Annotated in this window: 23 protein-coding genes and 1 pseudogene; 14 read left to right on the top strand and 10 right to left on the bottom strand. The window is 62.5% G+C overall.

Translation table 11 applies throughout. The features are described from left to right. Positions 1 to 8: 8 nt before the first annotated feature. Positions 9 to 407: a hypothetical protein gene (locus KHO18_RS07800; protein WP_144200244.1), complete on the bottom strand. Its 399-nt coding sequence runs from the start codon at positions 405 to 407 to the stop codon at positions 9 to 11. Positions 408 to 586: 179 nt separating this feature from the next. Continuing rightward, entirely contained in the window at positions 587 to 889 is a 303-nt protein-coding gene (locus KHO18_RS07795; protein ID WP_035862553.1) for a hypothetical protein, read from the bottom strand. A 974-nt stretch (positions 890 to 1,863) separates the two neighbouring features. Between KHO18_RS07795 and KHO18_RS07790 the strand changes: the two genes are divergently transcribed. The 7 genes from KHO18_RS07790 (at position 1,864) to KHO18_RS07760 (ending at position 9,888) form a co-directional block, all read left to right on the top strand. Next, positions 1,864 to 2,082 (top strand): hypothetical protein, encoded by a 219-nt coding sequence (locus KHO18_RS07790; RefSeq protein WP_116359815.1) that lies wholly within the window; start codon positions 1,864 to 1,866, stop codon positions 2,080 to 2,082. A 601-nt stretch (positions 2,083 to 2,683) separates the two neighbouring features. Beyond that, positions 2,684 to 2,881, top strand: coding sequence for a hypothetical protein (locus KHO18_RS07785; protein ID WP_053821766.1), 198 nt, complete (start codon positions 2,684 to 2,686; stop codon positions 2,879 to 2,881). A 160-nt stretch (positions 2,882 to 3,041) separates the two neighbouring features. Next, complete coding sequence (locus KHO18_RS07780) at positions 3,042 to 3,440, top strand: copper resistance protein (protein ID WP_116359814.1); 399 nt, start codon at positions 3,042 to 3,044, stop codon at positions 3,438 to 3,440. A gap of 73 nt (positions 3,441 to 3,513) precedes the next feature. Next, a complete protein-coding gene (locus KHO18_RS07775) occupies positions 3,514 to 4,821 on the top strand; it encodes a TolC family protein (protein ID WP_116359813.1) in 1,308 nt (435 codons plus the stop codon). Continuing rightward, complete coding sequence (locus tag KHO18_RS07770; protein ID WP_053821765.1) at positions 4,818 to 6,386, top strand: efflux RND transporter periplasmic adaptor subunit; 1,569 nt, start codon at positions 4,818 to 4,820, stop codon at positions 6,384 to 6,386. Before KHO18_RS07775 ends, KHO18_RS07770 begins: the two co-directional genes overlap by 4 nt. Further along, positions 6,383 to 9,553, top strand: a complete 3,171-nt coding sequence (locus KHO18_RS07765; RefSeq protein ID WP_116359812.1) for an efflux RND transporter permease subunit — start codon at positions 6,383 to 6,385, stop codon at positions 9,551 to 9,553. Before KHO18_RS07770 ends, KHO18_RS07765 begins: the two co-directional genes overlap by 4 nt. Next, positions 9,550 to 9,888 carry a copper-binding protein gene (locus tag KHO18_RS07760; RefSeq protein WP_053821763.1) on the top strand — a complete coding sequence of 113 codons (339 nt, stop codon included), beginning with the start codon at positions 9,550 to 9,552 and terminating at the stop codon, positions 9,886 to 9,888. The genes KHO18_RS07765 and KHO18_RS07760 overlap by 4 nt, the downstream gene beginning before the upstream one ends. Positions 9,889 to 10,313: 425 nt before the next feature. Here KHO18_RS07760 and KHO18_RS28640 read toward each other — a convergent pair whose 3' ends face one another. From KHO18_RS28640 to KHO18_RS07725, 8 genes and pseudogenes are all read right to left on the bottom strand, one after another. Continuing rightward, the gene (locus KHO18_RS28640) at positions 10,314 to 10,442 is read right to left on the bottom strand and encodes a hypothetical protein (RefSeq protein ID WP_255637895.1); all 129 of its coding nucleotides are present in this window, start codon (positions 10,440 to 10,442) and stop codon (positions 10,314 to 10,316) included. A 157-nt stretch (positions 10,443 to 10,599) separates the two neighbouring features. Next, positions 10,600 to 12,189 (bottom strand): IS66 family transposase, encoded by a 1,590-nt coding sequence (gene tnpC, locus KHO18_RS07755; RefSeq protein ID WP_034021473.1) that lies wholly within the window; start codon positions 12,187 to 12,189, stop codon positions 10,600 to 10,602. Positions 12,190 to 12,220: 31 nt separating this feature from the next. After that, the gene (gene tnpB, locus KHO18_RS07750; protein ID WP_017514072.1) at positions 12,221 to 12,571 is read right to left on the bottom strand and encodes an IS66 family insertion sequence element accessory protein TnpB; all 351 of its coding nucleotides are present in this window, start codon (positions 12,569 to 12,571) and stop codon (positions 12,221 to 12,223) included. Beyond that, positions 12,571 to 13,035 (bottom strand): IS66-like element accessory protein TnpA, encoded by a 465-nt coding sequence (tnpA, locus tag KHO18_RS07745; protein ID WP_017514071.1) that lies wholly within the window; start codon positions 13,033 to 13,035, stop codon positions 12,571 to 12,573. The genes tnpB and tnpA overlap by 1 nt, the downstream gene beginning before the upstream one ends. A 423-nt stretch (positions 13,036 to 13,458) precedes the next feature. Then, the gene (tnpC, locus tag KHO18_RS07740; RefSeq protein WP_053821762.1) at positions 13,459 to 13,803 is read right to left on the bottom strand and encodes a Tn3 family transposase post-transcriptional regulator TnpC; all 345 of its coding nucleotides are present in this window, start codon (positions 13,801 to 13,803) and stop codon (positions 13,459 to 13,461) included. Next, complete coding sequence (locus tag KHO18_RS07735; RefSeq protein WP_053821761.1) at positions 13,796 to 16,795, bottom strand: Tn3 family transposase; 3,000 nt, start codon at positions 16,793 to 16,795, stop codon at positions 13,796 to 13,798. Before KHO18_RS07735 ends, tnpC (KHO18_RS07740) begins: the two co-directional genes overlap by 8 nt. A gap of 141 nt (positions 16,796 to 16,936) precedes the next feature. Next, positions 16,937 to 17,653, bottom strand: a pseudogene (locus tag KHO18_RS07730) (DUF4158 domain-containing protein); the annotation flags it as partial. A 90-nt stretch (positions 17,654 to 17,743) separates the two neighbouring features. Then, on the bottom strand, positions 17,744 to 18,136 hold the full coding sequence (locus KHO18_RS07725; RefSeq protein ID WP_144200088.1) for a recombinase family protein: 393 nt from the start codon (positions 18,134 to 18,136) through the stop codon (positions 17,744 to 17,746). 161 nt (positions 18,137 to 18,297) lie between these two features. On the opposite strand from KHO18_RS07725, the gene KHO18_RS07720 reads away from it, so the two are divergent. The 7 genes from KHO18_RS07720 (at position 18,298) to KHO18_RS07690 (ending at position 23,402) form a co-directional block, all read left to right on the top strand. Further along, positions 18,298 to 18,633: a PepSY domain-containing protein gene (locus KHO18_RS07720; protein WP_005797945.1), complete on the top strand. Its 336-nt coding sequence runs from the start codon at positions 18,298 to 18,300 to the stop codon at positions 18,631 to 18,633. 56 nt (positions 18,634 to 18,689) lie between these two features. Beyond that, a complete protein-coding gene (locus KHO18_RS07715; protein ID WP_011517526.1) occupies positions 18,690 to 19,286 on the top strand; it encodes an undecaprenyl-diphosphatase in 597 nt (198 codons plus the stop codon). 70 nt (positions 19,287 to 19,356) lie between these two features. Beyond that, complete coding sequence (locus KHO18_RS07710; protein ID WP_005797951.1) at positions 19,357 to 20,139, top strand: COG4705 family protein; 783 nt, start codon at positions 19,357 to 19,359, stop codon at positions 20,137 to 20,139. A gap of 29 nt (positions 20,140 to 20,168) precedes the next feature. Further along, positions 20,169 to 20,618, top strand: a complete 450-nt coding sequence (locus tag KHO18_RS07705; protein WP_011875624.1) for a hypothetical protein — start codon at positions 20,169 to 20,171, stop codon at positions 20,616 to 20,618. A 9-nt stretch (positions 20,619 to 20,627) separates the two neighbouring features. After that, complete coding sequence (locus KHO18_RS07700) at positions 20,628 to 21,386, top strand: COG4705 family protein (protein WP_011875625.1); 759 nt, start codon at positions 20,628 to 20,630, stop codon at positions 21,384 to 21,386. A gap of 22 nt (positions 21,387 to 21,408) precedes the next feature. Continuing rightward, positions 21,409 to 22,074, top strand: a complete 666-nt coding sequence (locus tag KHO18_RS07695; RefSeq protein WP_011875626.1) for a response regulator transcription factor — start codon at positions 21,409 to 21,411, stop codon at positions 22,072 to 22,074. After that, the gene (locus tag KHO18_RS07690) at positions 22,050 to 23,402 is read left to right on the top strand and encodes a sensor histidine kinase (protein WP_011875627.1); all 1,353 of its coding nucleotides are present in this window, start codon (positions 22,050 to 22,052) and stop codon (positions 23,400 to 23,402) included. The genes KHO18_RS07695 and KHO18_RS07690 overlap by 25 nt, the downstream gene beginning before the upstream one ends. Positions 23,403 to 23,415: the final 13 nt, after the last annotated feature.

The raw sequence follows: 23,415 nt of genomic DNA, 5'->3' as shown, positions 1-23,415 counted from the left end.
GGGCGGCGTCAGAGATGGCGGGAAGGCGGGCGCAGCAACGTCTCAGGCGTTGTGCTGGCAAATATCCACAGAAGAGACGCAGGTAGTGCGCCGTTCATGGGCAACGCTTGGGTCCCCAAGAAGGCAAAGATGGCAAGTGGCGAGGCGGCCGAGCAGGCAGAACACGCCTGACAACCGCGCGCCTTGCCGCGCGCTTTGCTTGCTGGACAGTGATGCGACCTCGGATCGCAGTGTGCGTCGGCCTCGTCGGCGCTCGCCTCGTCAGCGACGTCGATGGTGGCAAGGGTGGCAAAGAGACCGGCGCCCTGCCGCAGCTCGGTCAGCTCGCCGCACGAAAGAGTAGCCGCTGCGCCGACGTTCTGCATCGGCAATGCAAATACAACGAGCCAAAGCAATAGGTGGCGCAACAGCCTTCTCATCCGGCGGCATCAAGCATCAATTGAGTCGGGAGTCTATACGAGCCGCCTGTCAGTAGAATGACGGGGACATGACAGACGCAGCGCTTCCCCTGACTTTTTCCAACGGACGCCGGCGTCACTACCGGCGTCGGCACGCCTGCGGGCAATCAATATGACAGGCGAGTGCGTCAGTGGCCGCGTGAACCGTGAGCGGCATTGTGCCGGCGGCGCTCAGGCTCACGTCGCCCATGTTCGATGCCGTGGCGCGGCTGGCGATGCGCCTCGCGCAGCGCAGTGCCATGCCCGTACGAGGGCTGCGCATCATGTACCACCGCAACCGCGGGCACGACGTGCACAGCGGCAGGCGCCGGCCGTGACGGGTAGAGGCCTGCCCGACCATAGCCATCATGCGTGTAGACATGCGTCTGCGCATTGGCGTAACTGAACCCGATGACCAGCGCGGTGCCGACCAGGATTGGAAGCTTTTTCATGTTTTCTCCTTTGCATGTGTAGAGGGTGGGAGCATACGACTTCTGCATTGCCGGCAGTGTTCGCGTTTCCCTACAAATGTGAGCGCTTGTAACGCTATTGCCCTGGCAATGACGCGCGAGTCGAATTTGATGACTGTCGCGTAATGCTCGGGTAATGATGGCGGCAATTTCCAAACGGAAACGCTTGCTGCCAGGCCAAGACAACACAGAAAAAATTTCCTGCACGTAATGGTCGCGTAATACGAGCTGGTCGTGAATGTCAGCCGAGGAACATCATTGGGACGAAAGCCCAACCGAACATGGATGACCAGCTTGAAATGGTTGGGTAATTGCATAGCAATCTGAAGTAAGGTCGCTGAAAGATGGCCCGCAGCGGGCCATTCTGCAAAGGCAGATCTTGGTGCAAAAGCAATCAGAACCTAGATTCACGATAACGGCATCGCCGTTTGCACACCGCTTCGCTGGTTCCCGGTCGTGTCGCGCCCTGGACCACCGCAACGGACTCCCTTCATCTAGGAGCAAAGGAGAAATTCATGCGTGTCTTATTACTCATTACCGTCATGTTGTCCGGGTGCGCGACCGTCGCTGAACGTACCGCGCACGCCGAGCGCGATATGGAGACCTCATTACGCGTTGAGGGGCCTGCTTGCGAAAAGCTCGGCTATCAGAAAGACTCGGATCCGTGGCGTGACTGCGTGTTACGCCTCAGTGCCGGAAGTGGACCGTGTATGCATCGACGGTTTTGAAACGCATGCGCCGCGAATGCCGGGGCGATTCACGGCGGGTTCGCTCTCTACACCAGCCTGACGCCTAGCGCCTGCGCATGGGTGGCGCTTACCGGTCGTCTTCAATCGACGCGCGACGCCAGCCTACGCACTGCTTGACCTTACCCCCGTGGGAAGGTCCATAGTGCAAATGAGGACGGCATCGCGGCGATCACGCCTTGGCCGAACCACGCATCCAGCGGGGAATGCATGACGACTGCAACGCCAACGTTATTTGATGACGTGTTCGCCGCGTTCCGTCTGGCATGCGCACAGCAGCAGTACGGCGTGGCCGAGCACCTCCTGGCTGCCCTGGAACAATTGGCCGGCGACAAGCATCGCATGCTCGACGAGGTCTACCTGTCGTTCGCGTCGAACTGCCCTGCGGGCAGCGCCATGTCGGACTCAACCGTGTCTCGCGCAAGATGAAGTTCCATACTCAATATGGTTCCCGCGACGGCGCTACCGCACGTCGGCTCGGAGGGGCCCAATGTGTAAGCCCATGAATCGCCTTTGGCGTCTCGTCGTGCTGCTGACCCTGGCGCTGGCTTTGCCCCTGCGGGCTCAGGCCGGGCCGTTGGACAGCTGCTGTATCGCTGGCATCGCTCAAATGCCAGCACACATACCTGCTCAAGCGGCGCAAGCCAGTGTCGAGAGCGGCAGTCCCCATGACTGCGTCAGTCAATTCAGTTGCGCCGATGACCGACATGTCAGCGGCCCATCTCGTCTTCCCTGCACGATTTCCGCTTGTGCAATCCTCGCGGGCACGCCGTTGGCCACCGCCGCCGCCACGGATGCATGGACCAGCGTGTTGGTCGCGCATCCGGAGTTCGCATATCGCTCCGTCGTTCCGCCTCGCCTCGAGCGCCCGCCCAAACGGTTCTGTCTGTAGGGCGGTCCCGCACGGCAGGGTGCCGCACTGGGTGCCATCGCACCAACGTGCTCCTGTCTGATTTCGACATTTGCAGTGTCGCCTGCCGCTCGCTGGTGGGTTTAGGCGGCGCGCTGCATACCCAGAACGAGGAACATCATGAAATTCTTTCTTCACGCGCTAGGGGGCGCCGTCGCCCTGGGGCTCTCGCTGTCAGCGGTCGCCGGTCCGGACTGGTATGTGATCGAAAAGGCTCGTAATGCCAAGCGGGCTGAGGCGCAACAACAAAAACAGCAGACGGAGGACCACGCGGCGATGATGCAAAAGTGCCGCGAAATGTTGGGGCAGCCCAAGTAACCGAGCCTGGAAACCGGCGAGCTAGTTTGCGTGGCTCGCCGGAACGCTCCCCGGATGGGCTACCCCGTCTGCATTTGATCTGCGGCAAACGGCCGCGAGGGCAAAGTGCCGAAAGCGGCCAAACGCTGCTACCATTCGGCTCAAATCGGACATCTTCAACGTGCGTACCCGTTTTCGCCGGCTTTGGCTTGCCGCCTTCCTGCTGAGTACATTCCTGACAGTTCAGCTGGCAGCGGCCGCCTACGCCTGCGCGGGCAGCCGGTATTCGATGGACGGCATGGCGGACATGGCCGGGATGACGGAGTCCTGTCCCGAGATGACGCAGAAGGCCGAAGCGCCGGCTGCCCATGATGGCTTGTGCCTGGAGCACTGCCAGCTTGGCTCCAAGTCGGCCGACCACCCCAGCCCGCAGATTCCTGCGTTCCAGCCCGTGCTTGTCAATCTGGTTGAGCCGGCGATGGTGCCGATATTCGTCAGCCAGCGAGCGGTCTACGCCGACGCGGTGCCGCGCGCGCCCCCTCGCCCCCTGCCCATTCTCCACTGCTGTTTCCGAAACTAGCCTCCGAAGCAATGCTTGCTATCGTGCCCTGAAACCATGGTGTTCAGGGTGGTCGTTGCTTAGCGGAGGCTTTATGCATTTGCGTTTTCCCTTTGCGTATGGGTGCCATCTGACGCTCGCCCTTACGCTGTTCGCCGCTGCCCATCCCGGATGGGCGCAACCCGCGGCCGCACTCTCCTTGCAGGAAGCCGTGGCGCTCGCGTCTTCCCACTCGACGGATGCCGAAACATCGCACTCGGCGGTCCAGTCCGCCATCGAGATGGCGGTGGCTGGCCGGCAGTTACCTGACCCAGTCCTGAAGGTTGGCGTCAATAACGTGCCGGCGAACGGACCCGACCGGTTTTCCCTCGGCACGGAATCGATGACGATGCGCTCGATCAGCCTGATGCAGGAGTTCACGCGATCGGCCAAGCGTGAGGCTCGCGCCCAGCGCTTCGAAGCCGAGGCGTCTTCGGCAGAGGCCCAGCGTACGGCGGCGCTGGCGACGGTGCAGCGCGGCGCCGCGACGGCCTGGCTGGACCGCTGGAACGCCGAACGTGCCTACAGCGTGCTCAATGAGCAAGCGCAATCCATCAAGCTGATGGTAGACGCGGCGCAGGCCGCCTATCGCGGCAACCGCGGCTCCCGTGCCGACATCCTGGCCGCCGAACTGGAGCTCCGTCAACTGCAAGATCGCGAAGACGAGGCCCGCGCCGCACTGGTATCAGCCCGAGCGATGCTGCGACGCTGGGTGGGCGAGGCTGCAGAACTTCCCCTGGCCGAACCCCCTGGCTTTGAGGCGCCGGCCTGGCTCAATACCTTGGATGCCGGCGGCGTGGCGCAACTGCCGGAGGTGGCGGCGGCCGAGGCACAGGTTGGCGTCGCCGAGGCGGAAAGCCGGGTCGCTCGGGAGAACAAGATCCCGGATGTGAGCGTGGAACTGATGTACAGCCAGCGCGGCCCCGCCTACTCCAACATGGTTTCGCTCAACGTCTCACTGCCGCTTCCCTGGGACCAGAAGCATCGCCAGGATCGGGAACTGGCCGCAAAGCTTGCGCAGGCCGACGCCGCGCGCGCGCAAGCCGAAGTCGTACGCCGCGGCTTGCTCGGGCAGTTGCGCGGCAAGCAGGCAGAGCTGGCGCTCAGCCAGGCGCGGCTCGAGCGCTATCGGAGCACCACGGTGCCGCTGGCCAAGGCACAGACCGAAGCGGCCCTGACTGCCTATCGAGCGGGTGCCGGCACCCTGACCGCCGTGGCCGATGCCAGCCGCAAGGCGCTCAATATTTCGCTTGAGCGCCTCAAACTTGAGGCCGCCACCGCCCGACTCTGGGCGGACCTGACCTTCCTGATGCCGTTACCCACCGCAGTCCAGCCCACGTCACTGCAAGGAGCTCAACCATGAACAAGACCACGATTGCACGGACGGTGGCAGGCCTGATGGTGGTGGCAAGCGTTGGGGCTGCCTATTACCTCGGTCAACAGCAAGGGCGCCAGCAGTCGCCCGCGTCGGCAACCTCTGGCAGCAGCGCCAGCGGTGCCGCCCTCAAGGCTGGGGACATTGACCCGAAAACTGGCAAGCGCATTCTCTACTGGCACGACCCGATGGTGCCCGGACAGCGCTTTGACAAGCCGGGCAAGTCGCCGTACATGGATATGCCGTTGTCGCCGGTGTACGAAGAAGCCAGCGGCGGCGCGGCCGTCACCATCGACAGCCGCGTGACACAGAACCTTGGCATCCGCACGATCGAGGTGAAGACCGGCCGACTCGAGGCCGCACTTCAAGTGCCGGGCAATGTCGCGTTCAATGAACGCAGCATCGAAGTGCTGCAGGCCCGCACCAGCGGATTCGTGGAGCACGCGTACGCTCGGACCACCCTCGATCCGGTCAGCAAAGGTCAAGCGTTGGCGCAAATCTATGCGCCGGAATGGGTCGCGGCGCAGGAGGAATATCTGGCCGTGAGCCGGATGGACGGCAGCCTCCAGCGCGAGCTGCGCGAGGCCGCCATTGCGCGCATGCGTCAGGTGGGCATGACCGAGAGTCATATCCGGTTGGTGCAGTCCACCGGCAAACTGCAGCCGCGGCTGACGGTCACCAGTTCGGTCGACGGCATCGTCACCGAAATCGGTGCGCGCGATGGCATGACGGTTTCGCCGGGAACGACCCTGTTTCGCATTGCGAGCCTAGCAACCGTTTGGGTGATCGCCGAGGTGCCTGAGAGTCAGGCCGCCCCGTTGCGGCCCGGCCAGACCGTGTCGGCCACCGCGGCAGCCTTGCCCGGCCAGACGCTGTCGGGCAAGGTCGACGCCATCCTGCCAGATATCAGCGCCGGTACCCGCACGGTCAAGGTGCGCATCGAATTGCAGAACAAGGCCCGTCAGCTCTTGCCCGGCATGTTTGTCTCGGTGCGCTTTGACGCCGCTCCTGGGCCGGATCGCCTGCTCGTGCCCACCGAGGCGCTGATCCGTACCGGCACACGCACGGTCGCGATGGTGGCATCCGGCCAGGGCGGGTTCAGCCCCGTGGAGGTCAAGACCGGCGCGGCTGCAGGCGGCCAAACCGAAGTCATTGAGGGCCTCAAAGCGGGCCAGAAGGTGGTCGTGTCCGGACAGTTCCTGATCGACTCGGAGGCGAGCCTGCGCGGCACCGCGCAGCGCATGACCGCGCCCACGGCCGCCTCTGCAGCCGGCGCGTCGGCGCCTGGCGCCGCTGCAGCGCCCGGGCCGGAACATCAAGGCGTCGGCCGGATCGAGACCGTCACCGAGCAGAGCATGACGATCTCCCATGGCCCCATTCCGTCGGCGCAGTGGGGCGCCATGACGATGGAGTTTGCCGCGCCGCCAGCCGGCATGCCCAAGGGATTCAAGCCAGGGGATCAGGTCCGGTTCCGCTTCGGACTGGACAAGGACGGCGTGGCGACCCTGTCCGCGGTCGAGTCGGCCGCCGCCGTTGCAGGAGCGAAGCCATGATTGCCCGGCTCATCCTCGCCTCCATCCGCAATCGCTTCCTGGTGCTGCTCGCCACGGTCATGGTGACCGCCTGGGGGCTTTGGGCGGTACAGAGTACGCCGCTTGACGCGCTGCCAGACCTGTCCGACGTGCAAGTGATCATCCGCACGCCCTTCCCTGGCCAGGCGCCGCAGATCGTGGAAAACCAGGTGACCTATCCGCTCACCACGACCATGCTATCGGTGCCCGGCGCCAAGACCGTGCGCGGCTACTCGTTCTTCGGTGACTCCTATGTCTATGTGCTGTTCGAAGACGGCACGGACCTGTACTGGGCGCGCTCGCGCGTGCTCGAGTACCTGAATCAGGTGCAGTCGCGGCTGCCGGCGGCAGCCAAGCCCGCGCTCGGTCCCGATGCAACCGGCGTCGGCTGGATCTATGAGTATGCCTTGGTGGACAAGACCGGCCAGCATGACCTCAGCCAGCTACGGGGGCTGCAGGACTGGTTCCTGCGCTTCGAGCTCAAGTCCCTGCCCAACGTCGCCGAAGTGGCCTCGCTCGGCGGCATGGTCAAGCAATACCAGATCGTGCTGATGCCGGATCGACTGCGCGCCTATAACCTATCGCAGGCCAAGGTGCTGGCAGCGCTCAAGGGCGCCAACCAGGAAACCGGCGGCTCGGTGCTGGAGTTGGGCGAAGCGGAGTACATGGTGCGGGCGACCGGCTATCTGAAAACGCTGGACGACTTTCGCCAGATTCCGCTGGTCACCAGCGACGCCGGCATCCCGGTACGGCTGGGTGACGTTGCCACTGTGCAGCTCGGCCCCGAGATGCGGCGTGGCATTGCCGAGCTGAATGGCCAGGGCGAAGTGGCCGGCGGCGTCATCGTGCTGCGCTCGGGCAAGAACGCCCTGGAGACCATTGAAGCGGTCAAGGCCAAGCTCGCCACCCTACAGAAGAGCCTGCCCAAGGGCGTCGAGATCGTTACGACGTACGACCGCTCGGCACTGATCAAGCGGGCGGTGGCCAATCTCACCACCAAGCTGATCGAGGAATTTGCGGTCGTGGCGCTGGTCTGCCTGGTGTTCCTGTTTCACCTGCGCTCGGCGCTGGTGGCCATCGTCTCGCTACCGCTGGGCGTGCTGGCCGCCTTCCTGGTGATGCGCTACCAGGGCGTCAATGCCAACATCATGTCGCTGGGTGGGATTGCCATCGCCATCGGCGCGATGGTCGATGCCGCGGTGGTCATGATCGAGAACGCGCACAAGCATCTCGAGCACTGGCATGCCGACAATCCGCAGCGCGAACTCAGCGCCCATGAACACTGGCGCGTCATCGGCAAATCTGCCGCCGAGGTTGGGCCGGCCCTGTTCTTCTCGCTGCTGATCATCACGTTGTCGTTCATTCCGGTGTTCACGCTGGAGGCGCAGGAGGGCCGGCTCTTCTCGCCGCTGGCCTTCACCAAGACCTATTCCATGGCAGCCGCTGCCGGATTGTCCGTCACCTTGGTACCGGTGCTGATGGGTTACATGATCCGCGGAAAAATTCCGTCGGAGCAGGCCAATCCGCTCAATCGCTGGCTGATTCGCGGCTACCAGCCATTGCTCGGCAAGGTGCTCACGTATCCGAAGACCACGCTGGCGATCGCCGCCGTGCTGCTGATCGCCACCGCGTGGCCCATTATGCGCATTGGCGGCGAATTCATGCCGCCCCTGGATGAAGGCGATCTGCTCTACATGCCCTCTGCGTTGTCGGGCCTTTCCGCAGGCAAGGCCTCCCAGCTCCTGCAGCAGACTGATCGGCTCATCAAGACAGTGCCAGAGGTCGCGACGGTGTACGGCAAGGCGGGCCGCGCCGATACCGCCACCGATCCGGCGCCGATCGAGATGTTCGAGACCACCGTCCAGTTCAAGCCCAAGGACCAATGGCGTGCCGGCATGACCACCGACAAGCTGGTGGAGGAGCTCGATCGGGTCGTCAGGGTGCCAGGGCTGTCCAACATCTGGGTGCCACCGATCCGCAACCGCATCGACATGCTCGCCACCGGCATCAAAAGCCCGGTGGGGATCAAGGTCGCCGGTACGGACCTGAAGGAAATCGATCGACTGGCCACGCGCATCGAGGAGGCCGTCAAGTCGGTTCCCGGAGTCACCTCCGCGCTGGCCGAGCGGCTCACTGGCGGGCGGTACATCGACGTCGATATCGACCGGGCGGCTGCGGGCCGGTATGGCCTGAACATTGACGACGTTCAGGCGATCGTCTCGTCGGCCATCGGTGGCGAAAACGTCGGCGAAGTGGTCGACGGGCTTGCGCGCTTTCCGATCAATGTCAGGTATCCGCGCGACTATCGGGACTCCATCGAGCAACTGCGCAGACTACCGATCGTGACCGACAAGGGGCTGCAAATCACGCTGGCCGACGTTGCGCGCATCCAGGTTGTGCAAGGGCCGCCCATGTTGCGCAGTGAAAATGCGCGGCTCTCCGGGTGGATCTACGTCGACATTCGCGGCAGGGACCTGCGCTCTGCCGTGCAAGACATGCAGGTGGCAGTCGCCAGAGCCGTCCCGATGCCAGCCGGGTACTCCCTGAGCTGGTCGGGACAATTCGAGTATCTCGAGCGCGCCACCGCGAAGCTGAAGGTAGTGGTCCCGTTCACCCTGCTGATCATCTTCGTCTTGCTCTACCTGGTATTCGGCCGGCTGGATGAGGCGCTGCTCATCATGGGCACTCTACCGCTGGCCTTAATCGGCGGCTTCTGGCTACTCTATCTGCTGGGATACAACCTGTCGGTGGCCGGGATTGTCGGCTTCATTGCACTGGCCGGGGTCGCTGCGGAATTCGGCGTCATCATGCTGCTCTATCTGAAGCATGCCTGGCAGGAACGGCTCGAGGATGGGCAAAACAGTCTTGCGGCCCTGCTCGATGCCATCCAGGAAGGCGCCGTGCTGCGTGTGCGCCCGAAAGCGATGACCGTAGCTGTAATTCTGGCCGGCCTGCTTCCGATCATGTGGTCGCACGGAACCGGCTCAGAAGTGATGCAGCGCATCGCTGCACCGATGGTCGGCGGCATGGTGACGGCGCCGCTGCTGTCCATGTTTGTGGTCCCGGCGGTGTATCTGCTGCTACGCCGCCGTCAGATCAAGCAGGCTTCCCTTTCCCCCAACCTCACACCTCAGGAGGAATCACAATGAAACACCTCAAGACCCTCGCCGCCGCCCTGGCCATCATTGCCGCGCCGGCCGTGTTCGCCGCGGGTTCGATGGACGGCATGGACATGAAGGCGCCCGCCGCCTCGCAACAGGCAGCTCGGCCGGTGCCCGCAGAAATCAAGAAGATTGATGCGCAAACCGGGAAGGTCACGCTCAAGCACGGCCCGATCGAGAATCTGGGCATGCCCGGCATGACCATGGTGTTCCCGGTCAAGGATCGCGCCTCGCTTGGCAAGTTCAAGGAAGGCGATGCCGTGTCGGTGACATTCGACAAGGTGGATGGCGCGCCGACGGTCGTGGATATGCAGCGCAAGTAATCGCCCCATGCGCGCACGGGTTCGCCGCCGGCGGCCGTGCGCGTCACGGCATGGCCTAGCAACGTCACGCTGGCAGCCATGGGCGCCACTGCGCAACGATCCTGGCAAGCCAACTCCGAATCGAATCAGACCGTGCGCCACAACCCTTTTGATCTGCCCCACGATGTCCTCGTCGTCGTCCTGAGCTCACTGGCCATCCTCCTTTGTATGCTCGGACTGTTTGCTTGGTATCTGCGACGACGGCACGGCCCCCGGCGAATTCGCGACCAGCATGGCACGGTCTCGCGCAAGCGCACCAGGAAGTCGAGCAGACGGAGCAAATAGCGGTCGGAAAGGGGGCGTCCACTGGTTACCTCCTTGCAATGGCTCGCACGGCTGGGGGCTTCCATTCCGGTGCCCAGGCGCCGCTACGTTGCTTACCCGGACTAGCAACAGCTCAGACCGCCCATCATGCGCTGATGCATCAAAAGCATCCCTACCACACCAAGGATGGCAATCACGCCGACGGCGGCGCACACAATCAAGATGACTTTCCAAATTGACGATTTGTTCATACTCTCGCTCCTAGCGGCCTGTGTACGCTTTCGCGCCAATTGATGTGCCGCACCTGGTGCTGATCGTCGCCCCTGATTTCCTTGACAAGGATCTTTTGTATGACTGTTTGGTAAGCGGTCTTTTGAGGGCGTCCCTTGCGGCCGCCGGCGGTATCCGCTAGGCGTCTGAGGACTTGAGCGTCCAGGGCAGCAGAGCCTCGTAGTCGTCGGCGGTCTGTGCGTGTGGCAACGCCTTGAACAAGGCAACGAGATACTGATACGGATCGACGTCGTTGGCCTTGCAGGTTTCCACCAGTGAGTAAAGACTTGCGCTGGCGTTGGCACCGGCCACGGTGTCGCAGAAGAGGAAGTTTCTCCGTCCGATCACGAATGGCCTAATCGCGTTCTCGCAGGGATTGTTCGAGATCGGCCAAGTTCCGTTCTCGATGTAGCGCACGAGCTTTGGCCACTGCCCATGCAGGTAGTGCAGCGCCTTGCCGAACAGGCTTTGCGGCAGTACGGTATGCAGGTGTTGCAGCAGCATCGTTTCGATCTCGGCCAGCAGCGGCTGGCTTTGTTCGGCGCGAACTTGCTGCCGTTGTTCCGGCCTCATCTCGAGCGTGTGGCGTTCGATGGCAAACAGCTTGCCGATGCGCTGCAGGAATCCGGTGACCGTGTGGTCGGCGCGCTTGTCCTTGGGCAAGGCTTGCTCCGCCTCGACCAGGTAGCGCCGCGCGTGCGCCCAGCATCCGAGGTGCACCAACTGATAGGTGTTTGCGACGTCGTCGTATGGTGCATAGCCGTCGGTCATCAACACCGACCCAGGCTTGATGCCGGCATAGAGAGCCGTAGCCTGCTTTGTCTCGCGTGTGGGGCTATAGGCAAACAACCGTACCGGCGGGCCCGTGCCATTCATCTGCGCCCATAGGAAGCTCTTTCTCTGGGCAGGCCTGCCGGACTCCTTGAGCACCTGTACCGTTGTCTCATCACCGTACACGACGTCTGCTTCCAGCAGATGGTCACGCAGCAGGTTGATGATTGGCTGCACCGCTTGGCCTACTCGCACTATGCTTGCGGCCAGGGTGCCGCGAGAGAGGTCCCCGCCGAAGCGATGCAGCAGCGCTGCCTGGCGGTACAGCGGCAGGCCATCCTGATACTTCGAGGTGATGCACCAGGCCAGCGCCGATTCGGTAAGGAGTCCCTTGGGAATAATGCGTGCCGGTGCCGGCGTCGTCTTGATGCCGCCGTCGCAGCATGGGCAGGCGTACTTGACCCGCTGGTGCTGGATCACGCGGACCTGTTGCGGCACGATGTCGAGCTGTTCGCTGACCTCAACGGCAATCTCGACCAGAGTCTGGCCATCGAGGGGGCAGACGCGTTCCGATTCGGGTAGTTCGTGACGAACCTCGACACGGGGCAGCGCCGGGTCGAGCGGCTTACGGCCACGCTTCTTGCGTGTGTGCCCGGCCACTTCGGTCTCGGGCGTACCTTCTTCTTCCTGCGCCGGCTGCGCGGCCGCTGCCGCCATGGCTTCGGCCTCATTGAGGAACAAGTCCTTCTGCTCCGAGCCTCGCGCCTCGCTCTTGGCGGCGAACAGCTTACGCTGGAACGCCTTGAGCTGTTCCAAGAGCAGGTCTCGCTGGACCGTCATCACACGCAGCTCGCCCTTGATTGCCTCGCGTTCCGCGAGTATTGCCTTGAGCTCGCGCTCGGCGTCTCGCAACAGTTGCAGCTCGGCGGCGGTAACGGTGACGGGCGTGGATGGCATGGCGGGTTAGACCGCTGCCGCCAAGCAGCGTTCACGCAGCGCGATGGTATTCTCGGTGCGGGTGCCGGCGCATCGCCTCGATGTCGATTCCCTCGAGCAGCCAGTGCAACTGTTCGACCGTCAGCGTGGCCACCGACGCCTCGCGTGGCCAAGCAAACCGGTCCGCCTCCAATCGCTTCAACAGTAGCCAGAAGCCGTTGCGATCCCAGCCGAGAATCTTGATGCGATCGGCCCGCTGGTTGCGGAACACAAATACAGCAGATGCAAACGGATCCAGCCCGAGCGCCTGCTCGACCAGCAGTGCCAGGCCGTTGATGTTCTTACGGAAGTCCACAGCGTCGCGATGCAGGTACACCCGCAGCCCAGCGTCGAGGCGGAACATCAATGGCCTCCATTCAGGGCTTCGATCATTGCCCTTACGAGCGCCACGTGTCGCTCGTCGCATTCGAGCTCGAGTGATACCCCGTTGGGTAGCTTCGCGCTCAAGAGTGCCAGCGGTAGCGCTCGCTGCGGTGGCGAATCGGCAGTCGCTGAGGCCGCTTCGCGGCGAGGCACCACGACCTTTGCAGGTGTCTCGATCGGCCGCGAATCCAGAACCTCCTGGACAACCGGCACGAATGCCGGCAATGCACCTCGCGCCTGCGCTGAATCTCGGTACTCCCGAATCCATTTGCGCAACTGATTAGCGTTGATGCCAGCCTTGAGAGCCGTGCCCGAAACCGATGCTCCCGATTGAAGGCAGAACTCAATCAGACGCCGCTTGGCCGCTGGCTCGTAGTCGCGCTTCCCATTGGAGCGGACTCGCACCGCCTGCAGCGGAAATAGGTCAATCTCGTCTTGGATCATGTTTGCGTCCGCAAAGTCTTTGCGGACGCAAGCCTGCCAACGTTCAGCCTTCAATACCAGACGTCGTCAATTGAGCGCTTACACTGTTTGCCTGGTATCCGCGACGCCCACAAGCCCGACCGAAGGCTGCCCAATCAATGCGGCGCCGACTCACTGGCGCGCACCAGAAAGTCAGAAAAATAGCTGCAATTTCCTACACCAACCTCGACTGTACACATCTGATGATGTCCGAGCTTGTTCGCCTGCCATGCCCGACAGGCAATGTACTGCCAGTTGATCGCATCGCTGCAAGCGGAAAAAGTGCGCCGAAGGGCCTAATGGACGCGGCTAAGTTGCTCCGGCTATCGTACTGACTTTTGTCCTGCTGCTTCGTCGGAACCGGCCTCACATGCGCCGTCTCGACGCGCAAGCGACCTAGCCGAGTCAGCTATCGTCGCGAGGGCGAAGCGGCTCCAGCGGGCGCAGCGCTTGAACGGCGCGCTTGAGCAGCAAGATCCAGTCATCCAACTCCTCTATGATGGCCTCGGTTTCGTCCACGAGGGTCGGGCCAGTGGTTGGATACGACAATGCGGCGCCGTTGATCAGAGTATGTGCCATGCCGTGCAAGCGCAGCAGATCGTCGCGCAGTCCGGCTGGCTCACAGCAACGCGCGCGGATCGCATCGAGTTGTTCCACCACGCGCAGGATGGTGGTCGTGTCGAACGTGTCCCGAAGCGCTTGCAACGCCTCAGCGTCGACCCTGCCGTAAGGTGTATCGGTATCAGGCATGGCGAGGCTTGCGGACGGAATGGGCGGGAGCGGCAAAGAGGCTGTCGCGAATCCAGGCTTCCGGCACCCGCTCCAGGTTGAGTTTATAGTCGCCGAAGCGCTTGATGTTGCTAGTGAGGTAGGGACTCAGGAAGCCGATGTCGGCCACGTCGACTTTGATCCCTTCCTTCACCATCGCGCGCAGGGCCTGCATCATGTCCGCCGTGTTCTGAAGAATCACGGCCGAGGCGATCAAGTCGTTGTAGCGCAGACGCTTCTGCTGCTCATCGGGATCGTTCTCGGCCAGCACATCGCCGCCGAACGAGAACCATTTGGCAAAGCCATTGTAGGACTCGATCTTGTTGGTGGTGGCGGTGATCTCCTGGCGCAACTCGCGGCTGCCAATCCATTCGAGCAGGAACGCCGTGCGCACGACCTTGCCGAGTTCCTGCGCCGCCAGAAACAGGCGGTTGCGGCGGCTTTCCGAGCCGAACCGGCGCAGCAGGAGCGGCGAGGAGATTGTTCCGGCCTGAATCGATAGCGCCACCTGCATCAGGTCCTTCCAGTGGAAGGCGATCAGGTCCCAGTCCACGGTGTCCGAGAACAGCCGGTCGATGTGCTTGTATTTGATGTTCGCATCGGCACGGTAAAGCTTCAGATCCTGCCAATTGCGGATGCGCGGCATCAGGTTGATGCCCAGCAGATGCGTGAAGGCGAACACCGCGGCCGACTGACCCTGGGTGTCGGCATGCACGGTATCGGCCTCGACGCTCAAGCCGGCCTTGAGCAGACCCTCGATCACGTAGATGGCTTCCCACACGCCGGGCGGAATGAAATGCCGGAACACCGCGATGTAGTTGTCGGCCACATGCCGGTAGGCCACCGCGCCCATCTTGCGGTACCGAAAGTGGTAGCCGGCCAGGAGGTTGTTGTCGTAGAAGTCGTACTGGGTGCCGTCAGCCGCGACGGTCTTGCCATCCCCCCAGTGCTTGGGCAGGTCGAGCCGCAGATACAGCTCGATCAATTCCCGCTGCGCGGTTTCGAGACGCTCCAGGCTCAGATGCCGGCGGTTGACGAACGACATCATGTGCGGCGTGACCCGTTCCCCCATATGGCGGGCCGCCTGGGTGGGTCCCAGGTTGCAGCCCATGGCGAAGATGGTCAGCAGGTAGCGCTCGGCCGCATTGCGGATCTTCGGGTCGCTGCCGGAGAGCGGGCCGAAGTGCCGTGTGAAGCGGGTCCAGTGCTCGATGTTGGCCAGCACGTCCAGCAGGTTGCGCGTCGGCATACGTCGGATCAGCGCCTGCTGCAAGGCAACGGCGCTGGCCGGAATCTCCCGGGCGACGGTGCGCTTGAGCACCGGCTCGCCATCCTGGCCGATGGTGACGTGCTGGCGCTTGTCGGGAAAACCGGCATCCAGCGTGCGCGCCGTGTCGGCGAGCCACTGGCGCAGATACACCACGAAGTCCTGCGCGTTGGCTGGCATGTCCAGCTTGGCGCAGTATTCCGGCAGGCGCCGTTCGCATTCGCGCCAGGGCAGCAGGTGCGCACGGTAATCGGCAAAGGCATCCGAACCCACCACGCACAAGTCGCCGGATCGCAGCTCGTTGACCATATGCGAGAGCACGCACAGTTCCAGGTAGCGCCGGTTGGTAGGGGCGCCCTGGTCGTGGGGGCGACGCACCAGCTTTCGCCAACGTTCCGAGGCGAAGCTCACATCGACGTCGGCGGCGATCCATTCGCGATGCAGGGATTCATTGTCCAGCACTACCGCAAGTGCCGCCAGCAGCGTGCGCGACTGGCTGGTCGACTCCCATTCCAGCACCTGCGCCAGGCGCAGCATGACGGAGCGATGCGCGCGGAAATGCCGCCATAGTAGTGGCAGGTAATTGTTGCCGCTGAAGGCCCGCACCTCGGCGCAGCTCTCGCGCAGCGGCTCCAGATCGCCGGACGGCGCGAGGAAGCGGCGCACCTGCCGGCCGATCAGCGCGTCGTCCTGGCCATCGGCGACGATATCGACCACGCCGTCGAGCAAGCTGACCAGCTTCTCCATCTGGGCGCGCTGACGGGACTGGATGCGCTCCATCTCGTCGCGCGCTCGCTTGTGGATGGAGCCCATGCGACGGATGAACATTTCCGCGAGATCGTCGCGGGTGGGCACGCGCATATGGTTGAGCAAGGCAACGATCAGCGTGTAGCGCTTCTCAGGTAGAATCTCCCTTAGATTGGCCGCGTCCAGGCTCATGGCCTGGCTGGCCAGCGAGCGCAGCTTCGAGGCTGGCACGCCTGCGATTGCGCGAGAGAAATCGCCAAGCCCGTCAAGTAAGGTCAGGTGTTCTATGAGTAGGTTGAGATGCTTGCGTGATGGACGGCGCGCGTGGCGCTTGATGTTGTTGTAGGCGGTAAGTCGGTTGGTGAATTCCCGGGTGAGAAGCCGGTCCAGCCGCTGCCGTTCCTCGTCCGACAAACGCCTTGCAACGCTTCGAAACAGTGCGGTCTGCGTGCGGGTGTGAATCTGCTCGGCAATGTTGTCTAGGGTGGAGAACGCTGGCAACTCGACCTGGCGCAGGATCAGCGCATCAATGGTGGCATTGATGATGTCCACTTGCTGGTCCATAGTTTCCGCGGCTTCGCGCGCGGCGCGGATCGTGACCTCGTTGCCATCGGTGCCGATATAGGGCTGGACGCCGAGAAATTCGCGTACCGCCGTGTAATGCCGGTACAGCGTGGGGGATAGCTTGCGGTCATAGCCAAATGCGGCATCTGGCGCCAGACCAGCGCTGGCGCGCACGTGGTCAATCACGACGACGGGAATGCTGTCCAGGTTGGGGAAGTAATGCAGTTGCTGGAAGACCTTCAGCAGCACCAGCAAGCCAAGTCGCGGCACTTGTCCACGTGTTGAGCGGGTGGCCCACTCCAGTTCCTCGGCATCCGGCGTGTAACACGCCTGTAGCTCCTTAGTGGAGAAAACCTTCGGGAAACGCGGGTAGGCGGTACGCTCGACGGTGGCCATACAGGATCTCGACAATCTCTGAAGGGCCAGCCAGTCTAGCCGAGGACGATGGCAAAGTTCTAGACCAAAGTTATAACTAAAGGGAATGTTTCTTCTTGTTTATATAACCCAGCGGCTTATGATAGCCGATTGCCCGAATCTTGGCATGACCCCCGACTGGAACACTTTGAGGCGTTCGATGTGCTCGCGCATGTAGCGGGAATTGGGCTTGAGCGGCGACTGGCGGAGCCACACGAGCCAGGTAATGCTCATGTCAGGCGCGACGTTGAGCAGGTTGTCCAGGGAGCGCTTGTGGTGGCGCTCCAGCGGCTCGATCAACGTGCGATAGAGCCGCCGGTTCGCCCTCGTCACGGCCTCGGCGCAGGCGCGCTCGATGACGGTCAACGCCGGCAGAATGATGCGCTTCTGGCGCAGCGTTTCGAGGGAATGCGCAGCCAGGATCATGGCCTTGTCGGTCTGCATGGCGAGGTCAGCCAGGCTGTGTACCAGCTTGCGGAAATCAGGCAGGCCAAACACGGACAGCCCGAGGTAAGCGCGCAGCTCGTGCAGGTGCTCGTTGCGCGTTTTCTCCCGTCCGCCATATTCCGGCCAGGCGCCGGCGTCGCCGCGCACCTGCTTGGCAACCCAATGGATCACAGGATCTGGCAGCATGGTGTCGCTGGCCAACGCGTAGCCAGGGTAGCGCAGCAGGCACATCTGCACGGCGAAGCCGAGGCGGTTTGCGGCGCCACGGCGTTGCCGGATCAACGCCAGGTCGGCGTCCGTGAAGCTATATTGTTGGATCAGATCATCCTGACTTTCGGGCAACACGAGCAGGCTGTCGCGTTCAGTATCGGAAAGCAGTGAGCGGCGTGGCATTTGTTCGATTTCTTGGAAATCTGATGAAAGAGAAGCACATGGAGCAGAGAATCCGGGCTCAGGGCTGTCCGATCATGAGTGCATGAACGTTCATACGGTGCGCGTTTTTAGGTACTGGTAGAGGGTTTCTCGACTGATGCCAAGGTCGCGGGCCACGACCGCTTTCGGCTCGCCGGCGGCGACCCGAGTGCGTAGCTCAGTCACACGCTCGGGCGCGAGCGCTTTTTTGCGGCCACGGTAGGCCCCACGTTGCTTGGCCAGCGCGATCCCCTCGCGCTGCCGTTCACGGATCAGGGCGCGCTCGAACTCGGCAAAGGCGCCCATGACCGACAGCATCAGGTTCGCCATTGGCGAGTCCTCACCGGTAAAGGCCAAACACTCCTTGGCGAACTCGATGCGTACGCCGCGCCTGGTCAGGCTCTGCACAAGGCGCCGGAGGTCATCCAGGTTGCGGGCCAAGCGGTCCATACTGTGCACGACCACGGTATCCCCCTCGTGTCATTTTCAGAAGACGACTGCACCAATTGTCAGGAGTCGATAACACTACATCGGCGAGAGCGAAAACTTCCCGGCTCAGTGCGAGCTAAGTCTGCCTGCGTACCTTCTCCACTGTGCAAATCCCTGCACTCTTCTGGAGAAGCATCATGTACCGCTATACCAAACTTTCCCTTCTGGCCGTCGCCATCGCTGCAACCGGCGCGGTCGCCTACGCCGCCAATGGCGGTATGGAAAACGACGCACTGGCAATCAGCAAGGCCAAGATTCCCCTCACTCAGGCGGTCACCGTCGCCGAGCAGCACGCCAATGGCAAGGCGTCACGCGCCGAGTACGAGAACTCGAAGCAAGGCTGGGTCTACGACGTGGAAGTCGTCAGCGGGGCCAAGGTCTTCGATGTCCGGGTCGATGCCGACAAGGGCACGGTCATCTCGTCTGCCGAGGACAAGGCGGATCACGATGATGACCACGACAAGCGGGACTGACTCCCGACAGTATGGCCGGATCGTTTCCCTCGGAGGCGATCCGGCCCGGAGACCTCATGGAATCACTCAACCATACATTTTTTCTCTGGCTCAACGCACCGGAGCATCCCAGTGCTTTGGCTCTGACGTTGGCCACCTTCTTTGCCGAACAGCTCATCTGGGCGGTTCCACTCCTGATCGGCATCGGCTGGCTTCGCGGCGGCGAGCCTACCCGCAAGACGATGCTCGTTGCTAGCGCATCGGGATTGCTGGGCCTGCTCATCAACCAGATCATCGGCCTGGCTTGGTTGCATCCTCGACCTTTCATGATCGGCCTGGGTCACACCCTCATCCCTCATGTTGCCGATTCGTCTTTCCCAAGCGATCACCTGACGCTGTGGTGGGCGGTTGCCTTCAGCCTCGCGCTGCAACGAGGCCCACGAATTGCAGGCGTGACTTTGGCTTTGCTGGGCGTTCCCATTGCCTGGGCGCGCATCTACCTTGGAGTGCACTTCCCATTCGACATGCTCGGGGCCATCGCCGTTGCTGCAATCTGTGCCTGGCTGACGTTACGTGAAGCACACTGGTATCTATTGCCAAGTTATCAACTTTCCACCGGAATCCATCGGCGGCTTTTCAGCGGGTTGATCGCGCTTGGATGGGTGCGCGAGTGAGCCTATGGGCGGGCTAAGTCAGCATGTTCAAACTGCTGGCAAACCATTTCACCCCCGGCAGGAGAACACCATGAACAAATTGCCCACGAGCAGCACCACTGGCTGGCTCAATAAAGTCCCGGAAGTCGCGCTGTCGTTCTGGATCATCAAGATCATGTCCACCACGGTGGGCGAGACGGGAGCCGATTTCCTGGCGGTCAACGCAGGGTGGGGGCAAGGCGTGACTCGAACCGTCATGGCTGCCCTGTTGGCGGCCGCCTTGTTCATGCAGTTGCGCACCCGACGCTATACCCCTTGGATTTACTGGCTGACGGTGGTACTGGTCAGCGTGGTCGGCACCCAGATCACCGATCTGCTGACCGATGGCCTTGGCGTCAGCCTGTACATCAGCACCTCGGCGTTCGCCGTTGCGCTCGCCGCGATCTTCTTCGTCTGGTATCGGATCGAGCGCACCCTGTCCATTCACGACATTGTGACGCGCAGCCGGGAGCTGTTCTATTGGGCTGCCATCCTCTGCACGTTCGCGCTGGGCACGGCTGCTGGCGATTTGGCGACCGAGGCATTGGGCTTGGGCTTTACCTGGGGCGCGGTGGCGTTCGGTGTGCTGATTGGCATCACCTATACCGCCTGGCGCATGGGCGGCAACGCCGTTCTGACCTTCTGGATCGCCTACATATTGACCCGCCCCTTCGGGGCCGCACTCGGCGACTTGCTGACTCAGGCCAAGACCTATGGCGGCCTTGGCATGGGTGCCATGTGGACAAGCGCCTTGTTCCTCACGGTGATCGTCATGCTGGTGGCCGTCGCGCAGATCGGCATGAATGGACGCCGCTCGGCCCAGCTCGTCGAATAACCATCTTCGCTCTACACAAGGAGAAAAACATGCTCATAAAGCACTCAATCGCTCGCCCTGTTGCCGCCATTTCGGCCGCCGTGCTCTTGGCCCTCGCGGCTGGTTGTTCCAAATCTGCCGATCAGAACAACGCAAGCACAGCATCAACTACACCGGCCCAGACTGTCTCGGCCTCGCAAGGCAAAACTGCCTCCAAGCTGGGCGACCTGTCGGCCTTCCGCAGCATCGCCACCGATGTCGCCGCCACTGTTGACAAGGGCGATCTGCCTGCTGCCAAGTCACGCATCAAGGACTTGGAAGTCGCATGGGACTCGGCCGAAGCCGGACTCAAACCGCGCGCGGCAGATGACTGGCATCTGCTCGACAAGGCCATCGACAAGTCGCTTGCGGCGCTTCGCGCAGACACGCCAAGCCAGGCTGACTGCAAGGCTGCGATGGATGCCCTGCTGAAAACCTTTAACACGCTCGAAGGAAAGTGAGCGCGCCCCATGAAAACATCCACTGAACACGCTTTGGCCAAGGTGCCCGAAGTTACGCTGGGCTTCTGGCTCATCAAGATTGCCGCCACGACGCTCGGTGAAACTGGCGGTGATGCGGTTTCGATGTCCATGAACCTGGGCTACCTGGTCGGTACAGCCATCTTCGCGGCGATCTTCCTGGCTGCCGTGGTCGCGCAGGTCAAGGCCAAGGACTTCCACCCCTTCCTGTACTGGACGACCATCATCGCGACAACCACGGTCGGCACGACGCTGGCCGATTTCGCGGACCGATCGCTCGGAATCGGGTACGCTGGCGGTTCGAGCTTGCTGCTGGCCTTGCTGCTTGGCTCTCTCTTCGTCTGGCATCGCACCCTTGGCTCCGTGTCGGTAAGCACGGTCAGCTCGCCCAAGGCGGAAGCCTTTTACTGGTTGACGATTATGTTCTCCCAGACGCTGGGCACCGCGCTGGGCGACTGGACGGCTGATACGGCGGGCCTGGGATACACGGGTGCGGCCGTCGTGTTCGGCGGGCTGCTCGCGCTGGTCGTGGCAGCCTACTACTGGACGAGCGTGTCCCGCACGCTGCTGTTCTGGGCGGCGTTCATCCTGACGCGTCCGCTAGGTGCCGTGGTCGGCGATTTTCTGGACAAGCCGGTGAGCGCGGGCGGCTTGGCGCTGAGCCGCTATTCAGCGTCGGCCGCGCTGCTCACCTTCATAGTGGTGGCAATCCTGCTGTTCAGGCAGCGAGCCGCCAGGACGGCGCATTGAACAACAATTGAAGGGAGGGTGAGTGCGGGTATTGCTGGTCGAAGACGATCCCATGATCGGTGACGCGATCCAGGGCGCATTGAAGGATGCGTCCTACGCCGCCGACTGGGTGAAGGATGGGCAGACGGCGCTCACCACGCTGGGCTGCCAGCACTACGACCTGGTGCTACTCGACCTCGGTCTGCCCGGCAAGGATGGGCTGGAGGTGCTGGCCAGCATCCGAGCCAAGGACAACCCGATTCCCCTGCTCATCATCACGGCTCGCGATGGTCTGGATGACCGTCTGCGCGGCCTGGATGGCGGGGCCGACGACTACGTGTCCAAGCCCTTTCAGATGGCGGAACTACTGGCCCGGATGCGCGCCGTCCTGAGGCGCAAAGGTGGCACGGCAGCACCAGTGCTCAGCAACGGCGTGGTGACGCTCGACCCGGCCACCAAAGAGGCTTGTGCCAATGATGGCCCCCAAGTGCAACTGTCCAACCGCGAGTTCTCGCTACTGCAAGCCTTGCTGGTTCGGCCTGGTGCCATCCTTTCGCGCAGCGAACTGGAGGATCGCATCTATGGCTGGGGGGAAGAGGTCGAAAGCAATGCCGTCGAATATCTGATCCACGCACTGCGGCGCAAGCTCGGTGGCGAGGTCATCAAGAACGTCAGGGGGGTCGGATGGATGGTCTCAAAAGGCGCTTGAACGAATCGGTGCAGCTCAAGCTGTCCTTCACCTTGTCGCTGGCCATCCTCGTGGTGGCCGTTGTGGCGGGCGTCTTCTCGTTCCTGTCCGCCTTCGATGAAGCCCACGAACTACAGGACGATGTATTGCGCCAGGTGGCGCAGCTCATGGATCGTCAGCGCTTGTTGCCTGCCGTGCCAACCACCGATATCCGTCTCAAGGATGTCGATGAAGAGTCGCGCGTGATCGTCCAGCGCTTGGGTGAGGTCAGTCCCTCTACGGTAGGCGTGGACGCAGGAGGCGTGCTCCCGCTCCCGGCGACCTTGGCAGATGGATTGCACACGCTGGAAGTTGGTGGCGAGACGTTTCGCGTGCTGGTCAAGACCACAGCGAGCGGCGAACGCATTGCTGTGGCTCAGGAGTCCGGCTTCCGCAATGAAATTGCCCGCGACGGGGCACTGCGCACGGTGATGCCTTTCTTGATTCTCGTGCCGGTGCTGCTGTTGATCGTTGCTGACCTGGTGCGCAAGATGTTCCAGCCCATCGCGGCGCTGTCCAAGGAAATAGACCAGCGGGCAGAGCAGGAACTGCATCCCGTCGAAGACCGCCACCTTCCGGTCGAGGTACGTCCGTTTGCCGTGGCGATCAATCGCCTGCTCGCTCGTGTCGGCCAGTCGATGGAATCTCAGCGCCGCTTTGTCGCGGATGCCGCGCACGAGCTACGTTCGCCGCTGACAGCCATGTCGCTGCAAGCAGAACGGCTCGCGGAAGCGGAAATGTCCAGCGTGGCGCGCGAACGGCTGACGGTTTTGCGCCAAGGGATCGAGCGCGGCCGCAGCCTGCTCGATCAACTCTTGACCTTGGCCAAGGCGCAGTCGGCCACCGACCTGCCGAAGTCGCCTGTATCTGTCCAGAGCATCTACCGCCGCGTGCTGGAAGACCTGATGCCGCTGGCCGAGGCCAAGCACATCGACATTGGTGTCGAAGGCACGCTGGACGCCGAAGTGTGGGCAAGCGAGCTGGACATGATCGCTGTGGTCAAGAACCTGGTCGATAACGCCATCCGCTACACGCCAGAGGGAGGGCGTGTTGATCTTTCTGTGGGTGTTTCGGAAGGGAAGGTCGTACTACGTATTCAGGACAGTGGGCCTGGCATTCCGTTGGCTGAACGGGATCGAGTGTTTGATCCCTTCTACCGCACGCTGGGGAGCGAGCAGATCGGCTCGGGTCTGGGACTATCCATTGTCCAGACGATTGCCAATCGCATCGGTGCTGAAATCCGCCTCGACTTCTCAGACCAAGAGAAGCAAACTGGCTTAAATGTTGCCGTTATCGCTCCCATGCGGTAGGGGTTTGAGAAAC

Origin of the sequence: Cupriavidus campinensis (assembly GCF_905397395.1) — a bacterium.
Lineage (GTDB): Bacteria > Pseudomonadota > Gammaproteobacteria > Burkholderiales > Burkholderiaceae > Cupriavidus > Cupriavidus campinensis.
Note: the sequence above shows the minus strand (reverse complement) of the source record. Positions and strands in the feature narration are given on the sequence as shown.

Bases quoted from the DNA above. Each gene is read 5' to 3' on its own strand.
- KHO18_RS07795 (WP_035862553.1), bottom strand. From the start codon at position 889: ATGAAAAAGCTTCCAATCCTGGTCGGCACCGCGCTGGTCATCGGGTTC.
- KHO18_RS07790 (WP_116359815.1), top strand. From the start codon at position 1,864: ATGACGACTGCAACGCCAACGTTATTTGATGACGTGTTCGCCGCGTTC.
- KHO18_RS07785 (WP_053821766.1), top strand. From the start codon at position 2,684: ATGAAATTCTTTCTTCACGCGCTAGGGGGCGCCGTCGCCCTGGGGCTC.
- KHO18_RS07775 (WP_116359813.1), top strand. From the start codon at position 3,514: ATGCATTTGCGTTTTCCCTTTGCGTATGGGTGCCATCTGACGCTCGCC.
- KHO18_RS07770 (WP_053821765.1), top strand. From the start codon at position 4,818: ATGAACAAGACCACGATTGCACGGACGGTGGCAGGCCTGATGGTGGTG.
- KHO18_RS07765 (WP_116359812.1), top strand. From the start codon at position 6,383: ATGATTGCCCGGCTCATCCTCGCCTCCATCCGCAATCGCTTCCTGGTG.
- KHO18_RS07760 (WP_053821763.1), top strand. From the start codon at position 9,550: ATGAAACACCTCAAGACCCTCGCCGCCGCCCTGGCCATCATTGCCGCG.
- KHO18_RS28640 (WP_255637895.1), bottom strand. From the start codon at position 10,442: ATGAACAAATCGTCAATTTGGAAAGTCATCTTGATTGTGTGCGCCGCC.
- tnpC (WP_034021473.1), bottom strand. From the start codon at position 12,189: ATGCCATCCACGCCCGTCACCGTTACCGCCGCCGAGCTGCAACTGTTG.
- tnpB (WP_017514072.1), bottom strand. From the start codon at position 12,571: ATGTTCCGCCTCGACGCTGGGCTGCGGGTGTACCTGCATCGCGACGCT.
- tnpA (WP_017514071.1), bottom strand. From the start codon at position 13,035: ATGATCCAAGACGAGATTGACCTATTTCCGCTGCAGGCGGTGCGAGTC.
- tnpC (WP_053821762.1), bottom strand. From the start codon at position 13,803: ATGCCTGATACCGATACACCTTACGGCAGGGTCGACGCTGAGGCGTTG.
- KHO18_RS07735 (WP_053821761.1), bottom strand. From the start codon at position 16,795: ATGGCCACCGTCGAGCGTACCGCCTACCCGCGTTTCCCGAAGGTTTTC.
- KHO18_RS07720 (WP_005797945.1), top strand. From the start codon at position 18,298: ATGTACCGCTATACCAAACTTTCCCTTCTGGCCGTCGCCATCGCTGCA.
- KHO18_RS07715 (WP_011517526.1), top strand. From the start codon at position 18,690: ATGGAATCACTCAACCATACATTTTTTCTCTGGCTCAACGCACCGGAG.
- KHO18_RS07710 (WP_005797951.1), top strand. From the start codon at position 19,357: ATGAACAAATTGCCCACGAGCAGCACCACTGGCTGGCTCAATAAAGTC.
- KHO18_RS07705 (WP_011875624.1), top strand. From the start codon at position 20,169: ATGCTCATAAAGCACTCAATCGCTCGCCCTGTTGCCGCCATTTCGGCC.
- KHO18_RS07700 (WP_011875625.1), top strand. From the start codon at position 20,628: ATGAAAACATCCACTGAACACGCTTTGGCCAAGGTGCCCGAAGTTACG.
- KHO18_RS07690 (WP_011875627.1), top strand. From the start codon at position 22,050: ATGGATGGTCTCAAAAGGCGCTTGAACGAATCGGTGCAGCTCAAGCTG.